The 18,564-nt window shown below is 43.6% G+C and carries 12 protein-coding genes; 10 read left to right on the top strand and 2 right to left on the bottom strand.

All coding sequences use genetic code 11. The features are described 5' to 3' along the window. The first annotated feature begins 16 nt into the window (after positions 1-16). Positions 17-1,201: an AGE family epimerase/isomerase gene (locus HUW51_RS05900; protein WP_185273063.1), complete on the top strand. Its 1,185-nt coding sequence runs from the start codon at positions 17-19 to the stop codon at positions 1,199-1,201. A gap of 228 nt (positions 1,202-1,429) precedes the next feature. Next, on the top strand, positions 1,430-4,000 hold the full coding sequence (locus tag HUW51_RS05895; protein ID WP_185273062.1) for a family 20 glycosylhydrolase: 2,571 nt from the start codon (positions 1,430-1,432) through the stop codon (positions 3,998-4,000). 63 nt (positions 4,001-4,063) lie between these two features. Here the strand turns inward: HUW51_RS05895 and HUW51_RS05890 are convergent, their stop codons facing one another. Beyond that, a complete protein-coding gene (locus HUW51_RS05890) occupies positions 4,064-4,831 on the bottom strand; it encodes a DeoR/GlpR family DNA-binding transcription regulator (protein ID WP_185273061.1) in 768 nt (255 codons plus the stop codon). Positions 4,832-5,414: 583 nt separating this feature from the next. Between HUW51_RS05890 and HUW51_RS05885 the strand changes: the two genes are divergently transcribed. From HUW51_RS05885 to HUW51_RS05850, 8 genes are all read left to right on the top strand, one after another. Next, positions 5,415-8,747, top strand: a complete 3,333-nt coding sequence (locus HUW51_RS05885; RefSeq protein ID WP_185273060.1) for a SusC/RagA family TonB-linked outer membrane protein — start codon at positions 5,415-5,417, stop codon at positions 8,745-8,747. Positions 8,748-8,760: 13 nt separating this feature from the next. Beyond that, positions 8,761-10,161, top strand: coding sequence for a RagB/SusD family nutrient uptake outer membrane protein (locus tag HUW51_RS05880; protein ID WP_185273059.1), 1,401 nt, complete (start codon positions 8,761-8,763; stop codon positions 10,159-10,161). Between the two features lie 201 nt (positions 10,162-10,362). Next, positions 10,363-11,676 carry an MFS transporter gene (locus HUW51_RS05875; RefSeq protein ID WP_185273058.1) on the top strand — a complete coding sequence of 438 codons (1,314 nt, stop codon included), beginning with the start codon at positions 10,363-10,365 and terminating at the stop codon, positions 11,674-11,676. A gap of 89 nt (positions 11,677-11,765) precedes the next feature. Then, entirely contained in the window at positions 11,766-12,767 is a 1,002-nt protein-coding gene (locus HUW51_RS05870) for a 2-hydroxyacid dehydrogenase (RefSeq protein ID WP_185273057.1), read from the top strand. Continuing rightward, a complete protein-coding gene (locus tag HUW51_RS05865; protein WP_228466938.1) occupies positions 12,767-14,236 on the top strand; it encodes an FGGY-family carbohydrate kinase in 1,470 nt (489 codons plus the stop codon). The genes HUW51_RS05870 and HUW51_RS05865 overlap by 1 nt, the downstream gene beginning before the upstream one ends. Next, entirely contained in the window at positions 14,215-15,690 is a 1,476-nt protein-coding gene (locus tag HUW51_RS05860; protein WP_228466937.1) for an FGGY-family carbohydrate kinase, read from the top strand. Before HUW51_RS05865 ends, HUW51_RS05860 begins: the two co-directional genes overlap by 22 nt. Continuing rightward, positions 15,683-16,282 carry a histidine phosphatase family protein gene (locus tag HUW51_RS05855; RefSeq protein ID WP_185273056.1) on the top strand — a complete coding sequence of 200 codons (600 nt, stop codon included), beginning with the start codon at positions 15,683-15,685 and terminating at the stop codon, positions 16,280-16,282. The genes HUW51_RS05860 and HUW51_RS05855 overlap by 8 nt, the downstream gene beginning before the upstream one ends. A 98-nt stretch (positions 16,283-16,380) precedes the next feature. Further along, positions 16,381-17,298, top strand: a complete 918-nt coding sequence (locus HUW51_RS05850; RefSeq protein WP_185273055.1) for a glycerophosphodiester phosphodiesterase family protein — start codon at positions 16,381-16,383, stop codon at positions 17,296-17,298. Positions 17,299-17,464: 166 nt separating this feature from the next. Here the strand turns inward: HUW51_RS05850 and HUW51_RS05845 are convergent, their stop codons facing one another. After that, complete coding sequence (locus HUW51_RS05845; RefSeq protein WP_185273054.1) at positions 17,465-18,550, bottom strand: type I restriction endonuclease; 1,086 nt, start codon at positions 18,548-18,550, stop codon at positions 17,465-17,467. Between the last annotated feature and the right edge of the window lie 14 nt (positions 18,551-18,564).

Genomic DNA, 18,564 nt, shown 5'->3' with positions numbered 1-18,564 from the left:
AAAATTTAAGTCATATATGGAAATTCCGTCCGAGCCGAATTTAAAATATTACCAGAACTTTTATAAAAAGCAACTCCTGGAAGATACCGTTCCCTTTTGGTTTCCCCGGTCCATCGACGAAGAATATGGCGGTTACCTGTTGATGCGCGATGCTGACGGTAGTTTACTCGACGACGATAAAGCTGTTTGGATACAAGGCCGGGCCGCCTGGCTGCTTGCAACATTGTGCAATACCGTCGAACCAAAACCCGAGTGGCTGGCAGGTGCCAAAAAGGGCATTGATTTTCTGCGGAAATATTGTTTTGATACGGATGGTCGTATGTTTTTTCATATGAACCGGTTGGGAGAGCCCATCCGGAAGCGGCGGTACTTCTTCTCCGAAACTTTTGCCGTTATTGCCTTTGCGGCTTACGCTAAAGCTTCCGGCGACGAAGAAATTGCTAACCAAGCCCGGCAACTCTTTGGAAAATGCCTAGAATACGCCACCACGCCCGGATTGCTAGTGCCTAAATTTACGAATACTCGACCAGCTAAAGGCATAGGTGTACCCATGATTATGATCAATACGGCGCAGCAATTACGGGATACCATAGGTGATGACCGGTGCGAGGAATGGATTAGCCGTTGGATTGCTGAAATTGAAAAAGATTTTGTAAAAGACGACATCCGGTGTGTGATGGAACAAGTAAGCCCATCCGGCGAGATTATGGATCATTTCGATGGCAGAACGCTGAACCCGGGCCATGCCATTGAAGGAGCCTGGTTTATTTTACACGAAGCCAAACACCGCCAGAACGATCCGCATTTAATTAATCTTGGTTGTCGTATGCTCGATTATATGTGGGAGCGGGGCTGGGATCAGGAGTATGGCGGCATTCTTTACTTCCGGGATGTTTATAACCGGCCGGTACAGGAGTATTGGCACGATATGAAGTTTTGGTGGCCGCAGAATGAAACCATTATTGCTACGTTATTGGCTTACCTGATGACGGGTAACCCCAAATATGCCGATTGGCACCAGCAGGTGCATGATTACGCTTATGCGCACTTCCACGACCGCGAGCATGGCGAATGGTTTGGTTACCTGCACCGCGACGGGCGTTTATCTTCCAGTATTAAAGGTAATTTATTTAAAGGTCCTTTCCATCTGCCCCGCCAGGAGTGGTATTGTTGGCAGGTTTTAAATCAATACTTAAAATAAGCACTTACTGAAATAAATATGATTTCTGCCGGACAGTATAAAATATGTCAGTAGATAGTAATTTTTAAAAAATGAAATTTCTGGCCATTGCAGTCTGGCATTGCATCTAAATAAGGGCAATTAAAGTAAGCCTGACCTTAATTTCACCTATGCTGGCGCTGGTTTCCCGAACATTAGTTTGCCTTGCGTTTTAATGAATCCCTTTTCATCAGAAGTCCTCTTTGCTCTATGATTACACGATTGCTCTTTTTTTTCTGTTTTTTGCTTTGTACCCTATCTGGTTGGTCGCAAATAGTGCTGCCAGCTACTCCGGATCCCCTTTTTTCCACCTATTACCACCAGCGGGTTAGCCATTTCGGTTCTTTGCCTGCTTCCGCAAAAGATATCGTTTTCCTGGGAAACAGCATTACAGATGGCGCTGAATGGGTGGAGTTATTTACGGATAACCGCCTTAAAAACCGTGGAATCAGTGGTGATGTATCAGCCGGAATTTTGCACCGACTTCCTCAAATAGCTGCCGGCAAACCCGCTAAAATTTTCCTGCTTATTGGTACCAATGATCTGGCCCGTAATATTCCGGCTGATAGTTTGCTTAAAAATATTTATCGCATTGCTGCTTACCTGCGCCAGGAAACACCCCTGACCAAACTATTTGTGCAAAGCATTTTACCGGTAAATACCGCATTTAATAAATTTGCCAGACATACCAATAAAGGAGACCAAATAAGAAAAGTAAATGCCCAATTGCAGCAAAATGCGTTGGCTAACCATTATACTTTTATTGACCTGTTTGCGGCCTTTGCCAACGAAAAAGGAGAATTAGCAGCAACATTTACCAACGACGGCCTGCACCTAACTGGTAAGGGTTATACATTATGGAAACACTTGGTATATCCGTACGTGTTTGGGGTGGAGTCCCGGCCTGCCCTTATTCCGGTACCGCAAAAAACACAATGGCTACCCGGGTATTTCTCCTTGCTGGCAGGCAAAACCATTGTGGTGAAAGGTAAAACACTAAAGCCGGAGGCAGAGCAACTACGCCAACTTTTAGGGGCTAAGGGTATATCGGTTAAGATTATAGAAGAGGCAAAAGGTAATGAACCGTTTATTGAACTTCGGTTAGGTAAAATAAATGCCCCTCAATATCCCGAAGAAGCCTATCAACTGGAAGTAACTGCCAAAAAAGTAGTATTAACGGCTAATACGGCACACGGTATTTTTAACGGCATTCAAACTTTAAGCCAGCTCATCCGGGATAATGTGCTGGTAGATGCCTGTCTGATTACAGATTGGCCTGCTTTTTCGTGGCGCGGGTATATGGTAGATGTAGGCCGCAATTTTCAGTCAGTGGCCTTGCTGAAGCAGCAAATTGATAAGATGGCACAATACAAGCTTAATATTTTTCATTTCCACCTGACCGAAGATATTGCCTGGCGACTGCAAATTCCGAAGTATCCGCAGCTTACCGCTCCGGAACACATGCTCCGTAACAAAGGCGCTTATTATTCAGTGAGCGAAATGAAAGATCTTATCCAATACTGCCGTGATCGCTACATTACGCTCGTGCCGGAGATTGATGTTCCGGGCCACAGTGCGGCTTTTGTCCGGGCTATGGGCGTTGAGATGCAAAGCCCGGAAGGATTAGCTCTGGTAAAAGAAATTTTAACCGATGTTTGCCAGACTTATGATGTTCCTTATATTCACTTAGGCGGCGACGAAGTAAAAATAACCAATCCCGACTTTTTGCCGGCTGTTACCAGCTTGCTGCACCGATTAGGTAAGAAAACTATTGGCTGGGAGCCAGGCGGAAATTTGGCGGATAATACCATCCGGCAACTCTGGATGACCGAAGGGCCACGGCAACCTAACCTTAAATATATTGATTCGCGGCACCTGTACATTAACCACATGGACCCGCTCGAAAGTGTAATTACTATTTATAATCGACAGCTGGGCGATGCTATTCAGGGAACAGAGCAAGTGTTGGGAGCTACTTTTTGCGTATGGCACGACCGCAATGTATTAAAAGAAGAAGATGTGCTACACATGAACCCGGTTTACCCGGCAATGCTGGCCTTTGCCGAACGCAGTTGGCAGGGTGGAGGCTATTCTGGCTGGATTACAAATATTAAATCTTCCGCTAGCCAGCAACTTCAGGTATTTAAAGACTTTGAGAAACGATTGTTGGAACATCAAAAGTTGTATTTTGCCAGTCTGCCTTTTTCATATGCCGCGCAAAGTGAATTAAAATGGGAATTGTTGGGGCCTTTTAAAAATGGAGGCGACGTTGCCCAAGTATTTGCGCCAGAAAAAAAAGGGTTTAAGCCGGAAAATTCACCCTTTACGGCAGTGGGAGGTACCGTGGTGCTGCGGCATTTTTGGCACCCGCTGGTAACCGGCGTTTTAGAAAATCCAGAAGAAAATACTACCTGGTATGCTTATACCCGCTTCTGGAGCGACGTAAGCACGACTAAAAAATTCTGGATCGGATTTAATAATTTATCCCGGTCTTATAACTCTAATTCGCCAGTGGAAGGAACCTGGGATAACCGGGGAAGTGCGGTATTTTTAAATAATCAGCTACTTACGCCACCCCAATGGCAGCGGGCCGGGCAAAAAGGAAACGGAGAGGCGCCGCTTTTGGATGAAGGGTACGAATATCGGGCACCAATTACTGCCCCCGTACATAAAGGATGGAATAAAATTTTAGTGAAACTGCCGGTAAAAAGTTTTAAAGGCAGTGATTGGCAAAATCCCGTAAAATGGATGTTTACTGTTGTTCCGTTAAGTGAAGAATAAGAATAATTAAAATAATTAGTAAAGCTTTACGGCCTAAGTTCTGGATTTAAATTAAAGAGCCCTTTATTTGGCAATAATCACTTTAATTCCTCTTTCTTCTAACTTCTCTACGGTACTGGCCTGTACGCCGCTGTCGGTTACAATGTATTGAACTTGTTCCAGACTGCAAACACGGCCTAAACCCCGACGGCCAAATTTACTGCTATCAGCTAATACCACAATAACCTGAGCCGCCTCTACCATTTTTTGGTTCAAGCTGGTTTCTGTTAAATTAGCAATAGAAAAACCAAACTCTAAATCAATGCCATCTACGCCTAAAAACAACATACCGCAAGAAATACTCGCCAATAAGTTTTCGGCGTAAGCTCCGGCAACCGACGATGAATTAGGTCGGATTAAGCCACCTAGTTGCAGAACTTCCACGTTGGGCCGGTTGCATAGTTCCAGGGTAACTTTAACGGCCGGCGTAATAACGGTTACATGTTTTGTCGGTTGAAGGCAGCGCGCCAGTTGAAAAACCGTGGTTCCTGAGCCAATAATAATAGAATCGTTCTGACCGATTAATTCTAAAGCGGCCTTCGCAATTTTTTGCTTTTCATCTGACCGGATAAATTCTTTTTCGTTTATGGGCCGCTCAATAGCATAAGGGTTGGTAATGGAACCGCCCCCCCGGGTACGAAAAAGTAAATTTTTATCTTCCAGTAGTTTTAAATCTTTCCGGATGGTAACCCCCGACACCTCCATCAGGTCGCTTAATTCCTGGATATTCACCTGACCATCTTCTTTTAATTTCTGCAAAATCAATTGGTGTCTGTCGGTAATGTTTTTCATAAAATTATCGGGTGCCTAAGTAAGAAAGTAAGTTAAACTTTCAAGCGTTTTCTTAAATCTTTAAAAATATAAAGGTATAAACTTTTTTATTCTAATATAAACTGGTAAAACCTTAAATTATTTCAATAGTAATGCAATTAGGTTTTAATTTGTTAAATTTTATTTAATTAACTTAAATTTATAGGTTTAATTCTGTTTAATTTACTTTAATAATGTTATGTTTGTGTTGTAAGCAACCAGATGTAAGCAAAATTAATTTAAGATTAATAAATAGGTGTTTCGTAATGCATCAATAACCTTATTTCTAAAAAACTGCCTTTTATTAACCTGAAACATGTTTTAGTAATGTGCTGTTAATACTCGGTTAGCCCCTTGGTAAACTTAGGATGGTAGCTTTGTCGTGTTTATAAGAAATGCAGAATGTAGATAGAAGAAAAGTAAAGTTAAATATTGTTGCTTTAATTTGCTTTTATTAAATGAATTGTAATATAAAAGTAATATATTTTAAATTTATTAAAAGTTAATTCATCTTTCTCCTTTCATGCACTTGTAAGTTTATTCACCTATCACAAAGAAAAGTCTCATGAAAAAAAATTACCTGAATTCCAGGGGCAAAGCCATCCGTATTGTTTTGCTATCCTGTGCGGCTACTGTTTGCTTTGCCGAAGAACTCTCTGCGAGCCCGGTAAAAGTAAAAGAAATAAAAGGTTTAAGGGCAAATGTTACACTCTTTGCCAATAAAAGTAAACTTACTGCTACTACCCCATCCGCAAATACGGTAAAGCTATTTAGGCCAGCTGATATTATTGTTCCTCAGGCGACTTCTGCTACCGGAAATTTACTAAATAAACCGGCGAAGCAAATATCCGGTAAAGTTACCTCCGAGTCCGGCGAAGCTTTAATAGGCGTAACGGTGGTTTTAAAAGGGACTACTACTGGTTCTTCAACAGATGTATCGGGTAACTATTCGTTAGAAGTGCCGGATAACGGCGGCGTACTTGTATTTTCTTACATCGGGTATATAGCTAAAGAAGTAGAAATCGGGAATGCCACTACTCTAAATATAACCTTACTCCCCGATACCAAAAGCTTAGACGAAGTAGTGGTAGTGGGTTACGGAACCGAAAGCAAAAGAAACTTAATTAATTCGGTAGCCTCGGTAGATAGTAAAGCCATTGAAGATCGGCCGGTAGTCAATTTTGAGCAATCGCTGGCTGGTAAAATTCCGGGGGTAACTATTGCGCAAAGTAATGGGGCACCGGGTGGCGGCATGACTATTAATGTGCGGGGAGTAGGCTCTATTACCGGTGGTACCCAGCCTTTGTATGTAATTGATGGTTTGCCGCTTTCGGCGGGCAGCGACCAGGGAAATGATAATTTTAACTACTCCCTCAATCCTTTAAATTCTATTAACCCCACGGATATAGAAAGTATTCAGGTACTAAAAGATGCGGCTGCAACGGCTATTTACGGCTCGCGCGGTTCTAACGGGGTAGTTATTATTACTACTAAAAAAGGAGCTTTGGGCGAGAAACCGACTATTACTTTTAATGCCTACGCCGGTGTTTCGCAGTTGGCCAAAAAAGTAGATGTGATGAACGCCTACGAGCACGCTAATTATACGAAACTGGCCCGCGATTTAAGTTGGATTAGCAAAGACCCGGTAAATCACAAAGCCAGCGATCCGTTAAATTTAAGAAATATAGATGACCGCTACCCGGCTTACATGCTACCTTATATTAATGGGGAACCCGGATTAACGGATACCAATTGGCAAGATGAATTTTACCGGACGGGTAAAGTACAGAGCTACGACTTAGCGGTAAGCGGCGGCACCACCAAAACCCGGTATTACGTTTCGGCCAATTACTTAAATCAAGAAGGTATTATTCCTAACTCCGGCATTGAAAGAGTAGGCGTACGGCTGAATCTGGATACTGAGTTAAGCAGCAAGTTGCGCATTGGGGTAAATTTAAATCCTACTTACATTGATAATAATTTGGCGCGCTCCGAGAAAAACTGGGGCGACGAAGGTTTAGTAATCGGTACTTTAATGCAACATCCGGAGCTGCCGGTGTACAATCCGGATGGTTCCTACGCGGTAGATAAATTGTTCCAGACCTTGTGGAGCGGCGAATCTAACGTGGTGCAGTTCCAAAATCCGGTGGCCCTGGCCAACCTGGTAGATAACCGGATGAAGCAATTCGGGATGAAGTTTAACGCCAATGTGGAGTACGATATTACGAGTAAACTTACTTTTAAAACCACTTTTGGCAGCGATATCAATTTTAACGACCGCAAATACTACCGGCCTAAATCATTAAGTTACCGCACTGAACCGGCTCCCACTACTTTCTTTAACTATGGTTCAGTATTTAACTCTAATTCGGCTAATATTCTCTGGGATAATACTTTATCTTATACCGAAAGCATTAACAACGACCATAATATAAATATTTTGCTGGGTAGCAGCATGCAAAAAGAGGTAAGTAAAGATGCTACCGCCGAAGGCCGGAATTTTGCTACCGATAATGTACGAACTATTAATACGGCTCAGGAACGCTACAGCTCCGAAGACCAGCGAGAATGGAGTTTACTATCTTATTTTGGCCGGGCTAATTATAATTTCCGGGGTAAATACCTGGTTTCCGCTACCGTTCGGGCCGATGGTTCTTCGCGGTTCGGGAGCAATACCAAATGGGGCGTGTTTCCTTCGGTTTCGTTAGGCTGGCGGGTTTCGGACGAAGCATTTTTTCAGAACGATTTTGTAAATGACTTAAAATTACGCGCCAGTTACGGCCTTACCGGAAATAACAATATTCCGTACTACGGCTCCATTGCATTGCTTTCTACTGGTGGTAAATACCCTATTGGCGATGTGGTTCAATCGGGCTTGTACCCCAGTACTGCGCCTAACCCCAATCTTTCCTGGGAAACTACCAAAACCATTGATGCCGGATTTGATTTTACTTTTTTAAAATATTATACCTTCACCGCCGACTACTACCATTCGCATCGGACCGATTTGTTACTGAACGTTCCGGTTCCATCGGCTTCTGGTTATAGTTCTTCGCTGCAAAACATTGGAGAATTACAAAACCGGGGAATTGAGTTGGCTCTGGGTACGGCCAGAAAAGTAGGTCCGGGAGAATTATCGGTGGGTGTAAACTTCTCGGCTAACCGCAATAAAGTATTAGCCTTAGGTCCGGGACAAGAGCAGATTATTTCTTCTGGAGGCTTAAGCGGCTCTCACATTACCCGGGTGGGCCAGCCGGTAGGTTCGTTCTTTGGTTACAAAGTAATTGGCCGCTTTGAATCCGCGGATCAGTTATCGACTACGCCTAAATTGGGCAATCAGCAAATCGGGGATTTTATTTACCAGGACACCAACGGCGATAAAGTAGTGAACGCCGACGACCGGGTTATTTTGGGCGATAACTACCCGGATTATCAAATCGGGTTTAACTTTAGTTACAAAATTAAAGGGTTTGATATTTCTGCCTCGGTTTACTCGCAGCAAGGCCTGGAAGTAATGAACACCATGCACCGCTATTTAGCCGAAGCCTGGGGCAACAACTTGTCGGTTTATTTAGACGAAGATGCGCCGCGGCCGGTTTGGGGAGTAGGCTCTAGTACGCATACCCGGGCTTCGAGCTGGCAGGTAGAAGATGCTTCTTTTGTGCGGTTGCGCGAGGTGATTGTGGGTTATTCCTTACCTAATGCTTTAACCAATAAACTTCATATCAGTCGGGTACGCGTTTACGCTTCCTTACTAAATCCGGTTACCTGGACTAAATATTCCGGTTATAACCCCGAAGTATCCAGCAACTACGGCAGCGCCCTTACTCCCGGCGAAGAATTCGGTAACTACCCGCTAAGTAAGACTTCTACCATTGGTATAAATGTTTCATTCTAGTTTCTAAAAAGTCATGAAATATCTCCTGTATATAACTTTATTTTTCGCTTTGGTTTCCTGCGAATCCTACATCGATTTAAAACCATTGGCCGAAAACAGCGTCGATAATTTTTATAATACTGCTTCGGATATGGAGCAAGCTGTAATAGCTACTTACGACGGGCTACAAACCAGCATGCGGCCGGGCTACCTCGATCATTTTGCCGAAGTACGAAGTGATAATACTTATGATTTTGCCACTACCCCGGCGGGCGGCGCTTACGCCGATTTCGACAATTTTAATCTTACTTCGGCCAACGACCGGCTAAATGTTTTCTGGCATAATTCCTATCTTACTATTCAACGAGCCAATATTGTGCTTAATAGAATAGATGCCATTACTATGGATGAAACCATAAAGGCCCAACGCAAAGGCGAAGTAAAGTTTATCCGGGCGCTTACTTACTTTTATCTGGCTCAGATCTGGGGCGATGTACCTTTGGTGGTAGAAGAAACCACGGATCCTATTTCGTTTATTAATCAAACCAGAACTCCGGTAGCTGAAATCTACAACCAGATTTTAAAAGACTTAACCGAAGCCGTAGATGTATTGCCGGTAACCGTAGATAACGCCAACGACGGAAGAGTAACCCAAGGCGCAGCGCTGGGATTATTAGCCCGGGTTAATTTAGTGCGGAAGGATTACTCGAAAGTAATTGAATATACCGACCGGGTAATAAACCTGGGCGTGTATTCTTTAGATGCAAATTACGCCGGCATATTTAATTATGCTACCAAAAGCAACGAGGTAATTTTTAAAGTGGTTTTTAAAAGTGGTACTAATTCCGAAGGCTATCCTTATTTAAATGTAAATCACGATTACAACAATACCGCCTCCCGCGATTTTATGGAAACCTATAAAGACGATCCGCGCTTAGATGCCATTGTTGATACCACTAATATTAAAACCTACAACAGCCCTAAAGTACACAACGAGAATGTAAACACCGATAACACCATTGATATTAAAACAACGGTAATACGTTACTCGGATATTCTTTTAATGAAAGCCGAAGCCCTGAATGAGCTTCAATATCCCAGCCAGGAAGCTTTAGATTTACTAAACCAGGTGCATACCCGCGCCCAGCCTAACCCCGCTTTTGATATGGCCAGCTTTACTTCTAAAGATGCATTTTTGAACGGAGTTTTAAACGAACGCAGAATTGAGTTTGCTTTCGAAAATTTACGCTGGTTTGATTTGGTAAGAACCGGTAAAGCCCTGGAAGTAATGTCGGCTAAAAATACTGGCGGCGATAAACCCAATTCGGCCTCGGCCCTGCCTTTTACTATTAGCGAGCGCGATTTATTGTTTCCTGTACCGCAAGTGCAAATTGATGCCAGTAGCGGTAATTTAACCCAAAATCCGGGGTATTAATTAAATTAAGAGTTATTGAAGGAGCGCAGGAGAGGGATAAAAGTAATTTTAGAACGCGCCTGCCTCCAAACTTTAAATTTTTAGTCTGGCTATTCCTTCATCTACCAAGAGCAGAGAAAAAATCTACGAGTAGGAGAGGAGTAAGCTTACTATTTAAATTAAGAAAACCAAAGTTTTACATAACCTAAAAAGGAAATTACAATGCAAGTGCAAACAAATACAGGAGGCTCCTTTCTGGATAGGGCCGGCATTCCCAAACAACTGGGGTGGGGATATTTGGGTATCTTAATTTTTATGATGGGCGATGGCCTGGAACAAGGCTGGTTAAGTCCGTACCTTTTGGAGCATGGCATGTCCATTCAACAATCGGCCTCCTTGTTCACGGTGTACGGCATTACCATTGCCATTTCGTCGTGGTTTTCCGGCGTACTCGCCGAAGGGTACGGCGCTAAGAAAACCATGGCTGTGGGCTTATTCCTGTATATTTTAGGTACCATTGGCTTTGTGGGCTACGGCATGACGGATCTTAATTTTCCGATGATGCTCTTTACGTATGCTTTGCGGGGCTTTGGCTATCCTTTGTTTGCTTACTCGTTCCTGGTTTGGATTACTTACCGCAGTCCGCAGCAAAAGCTAGGCCGCGCCGTGGGTTGGTTTTGGTTTGTGTTTACCGGGGGTTTAAATGTGTTAGGCGCTTATTATTCCAGTTGGGCCATTCAGCACTTAGGCTACATCAATACCATGTGGAGCTCTATTTTCTGGGTACTGGTAGGCGGCTTTTTAGCATTAATTTTAAACCGCGATAAATTTCAGGCGAAGAATAGCCAAACCGGCGCTAAAGCCCAGGAATTAATAAAAGGCTTAACCATTGTAAAAGAAGAGCCTAAAGTATTATTGGGTGGCCTGGTACGAATTATTAATACCACGGCGCAATTCGCTTTTCCGGTGTTTCTGCCTACTTACATGGCGGCGCATGGTTTTTCAACTACCGAGTGGCTGCAAATCTGGGGTACAATTTTCACGGCCAACATTGCTTTTAATTTAATTTTTGGGTTTGTGGGCGACCAGATGGGCTGGCGTAATACGGTAATGTGGTTTGGTGGGGTAGGGTGTGCTGTTTCTACTTTACTATTTTTTTATATGCCCCAATTGGTCGGCACTAACTTCTGGGCTGTTTTATTAGCGGGCGTTTTATGGGGAGCTTTATTGGCTGGTTACGTGCCACTGTCGGCCTTGGTACCTTCGCTGGTGAAAAAAGATAAAGGAGCGGCCATGGCTATCTTAAATTTAGGTGCCGGTTTGCCGGTGTTTCTGGGGCCCGCCATTGTGGGTGTATTTATTGGTACGGTTGGTAACGAAGGTGTAGTTTGGATTTTGGCCGGATTGTATTTGCTAAGTGCGATTTTAACCAAATTTATTACCCTGCCCGATAATGCGAAAACCGCGCATCAGGTAAAAGCCGAAGAAATAACTCTTCCCGCCGGAGAAAGATTAAAAACAACCCCACTCGCTTAAGTCTAAATTTTAAATTTTTAAAAATATTGCTTTAACCGGGCGGAGTTTTTGGATTCTGCCCTTATTAAGTACTCCTATAACAATTGCGTATGAAAATTTTAATTACCGCGCCTTACCACGAGAAAGCGCAACAAGTATTGGCCGCTACTTTCGGAGAAATTATTTACCGCCCCTGGAAACCGCATGGCCGGGCGTACAACGAAGCAGAGTTAATAGCTATGTTAGAAGAAACGGAAGCCGATGCTTTTATAACCGAACACGACCACGTTACGAAACAAGTAATAGATGCTTTTCCGGATTTACAATTTATTGGGGTTTGTCGCGGTACGCCTTCCAATGTAGCGGTAGACACGGCCACAGAGCACGATATTCCGGTTTTTCATACCCCAGCTCGTAACGCCCAGGCCGTAGCCGAAATGTTTGTGGCCAACGTTATTACTTTTCTGCGCAACACCATTGCCGGTTGTGCCTGGCTGGAAGGAGAAAACTGGGAAGCCGGAGCGCATACCTCGTACCTGCAGTTTAAAGGCAACGAATTAGCCGGCAGAACTATTGGTATGGTAGGGTTTGGCGCTATTGGGCAACGCATTGCAAATATGGTAAAAAACTTTCCGTGTACCATCCAGTTCTACGACCCTTACACCGAATCGCCGGATCCGGATTTTAAAAAGATAAGTTTAGAAGAAGTTTTTGCCACCAGCGATATTGTTTCTATTCACCTGCCGGTTACAGAACAAACCATTGGCATGATTGATAAAAACTTAATTTCGTTAATGAAGCCGGATGCTCTTTTTGTAAATACTGCCCGCGCCGTAGTGGTAAAACGCGAAGATTTATGGGACGCCTTGAAAAATAAACGTATCCGCGGTGCTATTCTGGATGTATTCGATCACGAACCTCCGGATGCCCTGGATTACCAGATTATTCATAGCCCTAACGTTTTGGCTACTCCCCATATTGCCGGCGCTACCTTTGAGGTAGAAGACCACCATGCCTATATTATGAACGATGCCCTGAAAGCCTGGTTTATCGACGATAATAAAACTATTAAACAATTAGCCAACAAAGACGTGCTGGCTGTTAAAAAATAATGGAAGGTAGCACCATGCAGGAAGGATACATTATTGTAGACATTGGTACCGGAAACGTTAGGGTGGCGGTAGCCGCTAAAAGCGGTGAAATATTAGGTGTGGAGCGGGATAATATGCCTTATCAAACAGATGAGCATTATCCCGAATCTATTTTTTTCGACCCGGAACAATTGTGGCGAATCATTTCTAATCTGGCCCGAACGGCCTTAAGTAAAGTACCGGGCATTAACATTAAGGCTTTAACCGCTACCAGCCAGCGCGAAGGTATTGTTTTAATCGGCCATAAAGGCGAGTCTTTAATCGGATTACCCAACATCGACCACCGGGGCCGGGAATGGGAGCATTTAATTACCGATAAAAGTTACGTTTATGAGCTAACCGGCCGTTATCCTACTTCGCTTTTTTCCGCTTTAAAACTGGTAGGAGTACGCGAACGGCGGCCCGAATTATGGGAGGCCTGCGCTACTTTTTTAAGCATCAGCGATTGGGCGCAATTTAAGCTAAGCGGCGTAGCCAGGTACGAGCACTCCCAGGCCTCGGAAACCTTGCTGTACGATGTGGCTCAAAAAAGCTGGTCGCCGGAATTAAGTTCTCTATTTCAGCTTGAAGCAGATTTTTTACCCGAGTTAGGCGCTTCCGGTACTATTCTCGGACCGGTTTTGCCCCAGATAGCACAAAACTTTACAATTTCTCCGGAAGCTCAGGTAATTATAGGGGGCGCCGATACGCAGCTAGCCGTTAAAGGCACCCAGCCACAGTTAGAAGATGTAGTAATTGTATCGGGCACAACCACGCCCCTGATTAAACTGGTGAATGAATACATCACCGACCACAAAGAACGTTCCTGGACCAACCGGCATATTGATGAAAACAGCTTTGTACTGGAAACCAATGCCGGCGTAACGGGCTTGAATTACCAGCGCTTAAAAGAAATTTTTTATCCTCATGAAAGCTACGAGGTAATTGAACAAGAGTTAAGCCAGGTAAAAAATGTGCATTGCGTGGCTTCTTTGGGTTCGCTGGTTGCCGACGAGAAATCGCCGGTTACGAAAGGTGGTTTTATATTCCCGGCCCCGGTATCGCATGTGCTCACGCGGGCTCATTTTGTGTGGGCTACCCTCTGGGATATTGCCTGCAGCATCAAAGAAAATTATGGTACTTTAAGCGCTATTTCAGCTAATGAGCGGGATTACGTTTGGGCCTGCGGGGGCGGTTTTCAAAGTAAGTTGCTACGTAAGTTTATCGCCAATTTACTAAATAAAAAGGTGTATATCCGCAGCAGTTACCAGCAATCTTCGGTAGTAGGTGGTGTGTTTATTTGCAACGAAGCTTTGGGAGAAACAGGGAATTCTGCCGGAAGTACTACGGTGGTAGAGCCGCAGGAAACAGGCAATTACACGGCGCTTTACGAAGAATGGAAACGCAACCGGCAAACTTTTAAGCAACTATGTCTGGAGGAAGTAGTATGACGGCACCTTATTTTTTAGGCATTGATGTGGGTACCCAGGGCGCCCGCATTGTGTTGTTAGATGTTACCGGCAACGAGGTGGGCAGCCGCGAAGAAGCTTTCTCCTTAACTACTAAATCCCGGGAAGAACAATCACCAGCCGAATGGTGGGCCGCCTGCCAACGTTGCTTGCAAAGTTTGTTGGCCGAGGTGACCCATACTATTTCGTTGACCGATATAAAAGCGGCTTCGGTTACGTCTACCTCCGGCACGGTTATTCCCCTGGATGCGCAAAACAACCCTTTGCACCCGGCTTTAATGTACAGCGACAACCGCTCGGTAGCAGAAGGCAAGCTTTGCCGTGAAACAGCTTTAGCTTTTCACCCGAAAGGGTATACGGGCTTTAATGCCAGCAGCGGCTTATCTAAAATGGTTTGGTTTAGTAAAACTTATCCGGAGAAAGCTCAAAAAATAGCGAAATGGATACATGCTACCGATTTTATTATTGGCCAACTAAGTAACCAATGGGGCATTACCGATTATACCAATGCTTTAAAAACCGGGTATGATGTAAAAAATAATAACTGGCCGGCTTATATCCACGAGCAGTTACCCCTTAAAAAAGAGTGGTTACCCCAGGTAGTTTCTTCGGGTACTCCCGTTGGTAAAATAACGCCAGAATTAGCTACGGAATATAATCTAAGCCCGGAGTTAATAATAGTTGCCGGCATGACAGATGGTTGCGCGTCGCAGGTAGCATCGGGGGCGGTTAACCTCGGCGACTGGAATACGACCATTGGCACCACCCTGGTAGTGAAAGGCGTAACCAGTCAGGAAATAAAAGACCCCGAAGATCGCTTGTACAGCCATCGCCACCCCGAAGGTTTTTGGATGCCGGGTGGGGCCAGTAACACCGGCGCCGATTGGGTTACCAAAGAATTTAAAGAAGATTTAGCTGAACTAAACGAACAGGCAGCAAGTATTATTCCATCGGGCTATTTAGCTTATCCTTTACAACAGGAAGGTGAACGTTTTCCGTTTATCGCTCCCCACGCCCGTGGTTTTGAACCAGAAGGATTATCTCCCGTGGAACGCTTCGTGGCGAATATGGAGGGTGTGGCTTATATAGAACGCTATGCTTTTGAAATGATTCAGCAGCTTTCCGGGGAAAAAGTAAAAGCTGTTTATACGGCGGGCGGTGCCAGTAACAGCGATGCTTGGCTTACCATCCGCAGCAATGTGCTAAATTTGCCTATCTTCAAAATGAAGTACGTTACGGGAGCCGTAGGCGCAGCTATAATTGCAGCTTCCAAAACGCATTTTACTTCTATCAGCGAAGCTACCCAAGCTTTAACGCAAATCGAAAAAGAAGTGCATCCTACTCCTTACCTTAGCGCGAGCTATCAAAAAAGTTACGGTAAATTTCTGCAGCTTTTGCGGGAGAAAAAATACATCACTGATTACCATTATGCTTAAAATTTATTTACTACGCCACGGCCAAACTGCCTGGAATGCCGATGGCAACCGTTACTGCGGCCGCACCGATTTGCCCTTAACCAGTAAAGGTTTAGAACAAGCGCATCTGGCCGCGGCTCAACTTAAAAATATTGATTTTGTTGCGGTTTACTCCTCGCCCTTAGAACGGGCGCACCGCACGGCTTACATTGCCGGCGGTGGTCAAACCGTAATAACCGATGAGCGGTTGATTGAAGCCGATTTCGGGCAATGGGAAGGAAAGCCCAAAGAAGTTTTTATTCCGGAGAATGAACTGCTCTGGCAAAACTGGTGCGAAGACCCTATCCAAACCAAAGCCGGCGGCACCGGCGAGTCGGCGGGAGAAGTAATTAAGCGGGTAGATGATTTTTACCGTTCGTTGCAGCAGCAATATACCAAAGGCAATATTCTGGTAGTAGCCCATAACGGGGTAAACCGCTTTTATTTAGCTTACAAGTTAGGTATGCCGGTAAAAAACTACCGCCAACTGGTTATCGATAATTCGTCAGTTACCATGTTTGAGTTAGATGCAGCCGGTGAACTTTACCTAGTACACTTAAATAGTAAATTATAATATCATTTCTTAATCAGAGCGTTAAGCCATACAATACCATGAAATTTTTTAAAAAAATCTTTTTCTGTAAGCGTTATACGAGTGGTTTAATAGGGATCATGTTAATCTCTAGCATCTGCAACCAGGTACTGGCTCAGCAAAAAGCGCCGCTGCAAACGCTAAAAATTAAAAATACCCGGGAGCTGCACGATTTCTTTAAATACACCGGCCTGGATGTTCCGATTGTTAGCGGGCACCGGGGTGGCACCACCAAAGGTTTTCCCGAAAATTGCATTGCCACTTTCGAAAATACGTTACGCCACACGCCGGCTTTTTTTGAAATAGACCCGCGCCTCACCAAAGACAGCGTAGTGGTATTAATGCACGATGCCACCCTGGATCGTACTACCAACGGCACCGGCAAAGTGTCGGATTATACCTGGGCAGAATTAAAGAAATTTAAATTAAAAGACCCCGAAGGCAATGTAACGGAATACGGCATTCCTACTTTAGACGAAGTAATTACCTGGAGCAAAGGCAAAACCATCATTAACCTGGATAAAAAAGATGTGCCTTTAGCTATGACGATGAAAAAGTTAAAAAAGCACAACGCTGCCGCCCACGTAATGCTCACCGTACACACGCCCGAACAAGCTAAATATTACTACGATAATATACCGGGTGTTATGTTTTCGGCTTTCGTGAAAACTAAAAAAGAACTGGAAGGCTACGAAAAAGCCGGTGTGCCCTGGTCGAGTATTATGGCGTATGTAGGCCCGGAGAACAAGCCCGAAAACAAAGAAATGTACGATTTACTACATGCCCGTGGAGTAATGTGCATGATTTCGGCCGCCCCGACTTACGATAAATTAACAGATCCGGAGGCCCGTAAAAAAGCGTACCAGCAAACCTTTGAAATGGGAGCCGATGTACTGGAATCAGACTTGCCTATTGAAGTAGCTGCGGCCATTCAGGCACAAATACCCAAAACCAGCAAAAAAGCGAAATATTTTAACCGAAACACCCAGGCCCAGTAAGGACTTGGTAAGTAAATTATGTAATACTGAATAATAATTTAATACCCCATATAGCCCTGCAAGCAACCCATAACGTTACTGTTATGGGTTGCTTATTTAAGCCAATTTTAACTATAAATTCATACCGGCCAGCACAAAGCCTCTTGACTAGGATATTTTAAAAAATTTATTTAGAATCATAACTTAAAGCAGTGGCTTCTAGCTGATCTGAATATTTATAAATATCATCGAGGTTTGTAATTTCATTTTTAACCTCTTTCCTATTTTCGTCAAAGTATACAATAAACTTTTTATTTCCTTCCAAATACAATCTACAAATAGGTTTACGATTGTTGTTATCCAGCAATATTCCAAAGTACGATTGCGTGTCCCGGTGTGTAATTCGGCTAGAATCAACTTTTGTTCTAAGAATAGATCGAACAATAAAAAAGGCTTCTTTTTCAATTTCATGGGTTACAATTTTTGATTCAGGTTCTTTTACTGGGGTAACAGTAACGTCTTCTTCAACCCTTGCTGCAATATCAACCCGTTCGCGATCTTGTTCAGAAGCTAAAGCAGATTTCAACCGGTCACTAATCATATCGGTAATAAACTGATTTAGTGAGCGCTTAACAACTCCGGTAAATTGCTCCAGAACTTTGGCTATCATAGGGCCAGTGTGTATTTGCCGGGCAAAATGTTTTACAAAAGCTTCTGATGGATTATTAAATTCTTCGAGCAATATTTTCTTAATCTCCCGGGCAAACTTTAGCTCAGTAGCTGAACTTAAAATGGTATCAACATTAAAGCTATTGCGCTGGTACTTTTTAAGCTCAAATACATTGGCATCAGATATATCGGTAATGTTAAATTCCCAAAATGGCTTATCATCCATCTTGTTAGATTCCACTAAATCGGTATAAAATTTATAAATGATACCATTAGTGAGTATGCCGAATCGGGTGGTAGTAACATGAAAATAACGATGTAACTGAGAATTATGAACGTTAAGGTCTTCTTTCCAGTGTTTGCATTCTATAATCATTATAGGGCTGTCATCCTTTAAAATGCAATAGTCTACTTTTTCTCCTTTTTTAATGCCCAAGTCTGCTACAAATTCGGGTACTACTTCGTGGGGGTTAAATACATCGTAGCCCAAAGCAGAAATAAAAGGCATAACAAATGCCATTTTGGTAGCTTCTTCGGTTTGTATACTATCTTTCATGCGAGACACCTTCTCACCTAATGCTTTAATTACATCAATAAAGTCCATGCGTATTTATATTG

Source organism: Adhaeribacter swui (assembly GCF_014217805.1).
GTDB classification, from domain to species: domain Bacteria; phylum Bacteroidota; class Bacteroidia; order Cytophagales; family Hymenobacteraceae; genus Adhaeribacter; species Adhaeribacter swui.
Note: the sequence above shows the minus strand (reverse complement) of the source record. Positions and strands in the feature narration are given on the sequence as shown.

Coding starts and splice junctions, on each gene's coding strand:
- HUW51_RS05900 (WP_185273063.1), top strand. CDS start 17: ATGGAAATTCCGTCCGAGCCGAATTTAAAATATTACCAGAACTTTTAT.
- HUW51_RS05895 (WP_185273062.1), top strand. CDS start 1,430: ATGATTACACGATTGCTCTTTTTTTTCTGTTTTTTGCTTTGTACCCTA.
- HUW51_RS05890 (WP_185273061.1), bottom strand. CDS start 4,831: ATGAAAAACATTACCGACAGACACCAATTGATTTTGCAGAAATTAAAA.
- HUW51_RS05885 (WP_185273060.1), top strand. CDS start 5,415: ATGAAAAAAAATTACCTGAATTCCAGGGGCAAAGCCATCCGTATTGTT.
- HUW51_RS05880 (WP_185273059.1), top strand. CDS start 8,761: ATGAAATATCTCCTGTATATAACTTTATTTTTCGCTTTGGTTTCCTGC.
- HUW51_RS05875 (WP_185273058.1), top strand. CDS start 10,363: ATGCAAGTGCAAACAAATACAGGAGGCTCCTTTCTGGATAGGGCCGGC.
- HUW51_RS05870 (WP_185273057.1), top strand. CDS start 11,766: ATGAAAATTTTAATTACCGCGCCTTACCACGAGAAAGCGCAACAAGTA.
- HUW51_RS05865 (WP_228466938.1), top strand. CDS start 12,767: ATGGAAGGTAGCACCATGCAGGAAGGATACATTATTGTAGACATTGGT.
- HUW51_RS05860 (WP_228466937.1), top strand. CDS start 14,215: ATGTCTGGAGGAAGTAGTATGACGGCACCTTATTTTTTAGGCATTGAT.
- HUW51_RS05855 (WP_185273056.1), top strand. CDS start 15,683: ATGCTTAAAATTTATTTACTACGCCACGGCCAAACTGCCTGGAATGCC.
- HUW51_RS05850 (WP_185273055.1), top strand. CDS start 16,381: ATGTTAATCTCTAGCATCTGCAACCAGGTACTGGCTCAGCAAAAAGCG.
- HUW51_RS05845 (WP_185273054.1), bottom strand. CDS start 18,550: ATGGACTTTATTGATGTAATTAAAGCATTAGGTGAGAAGGTGTCTCGC.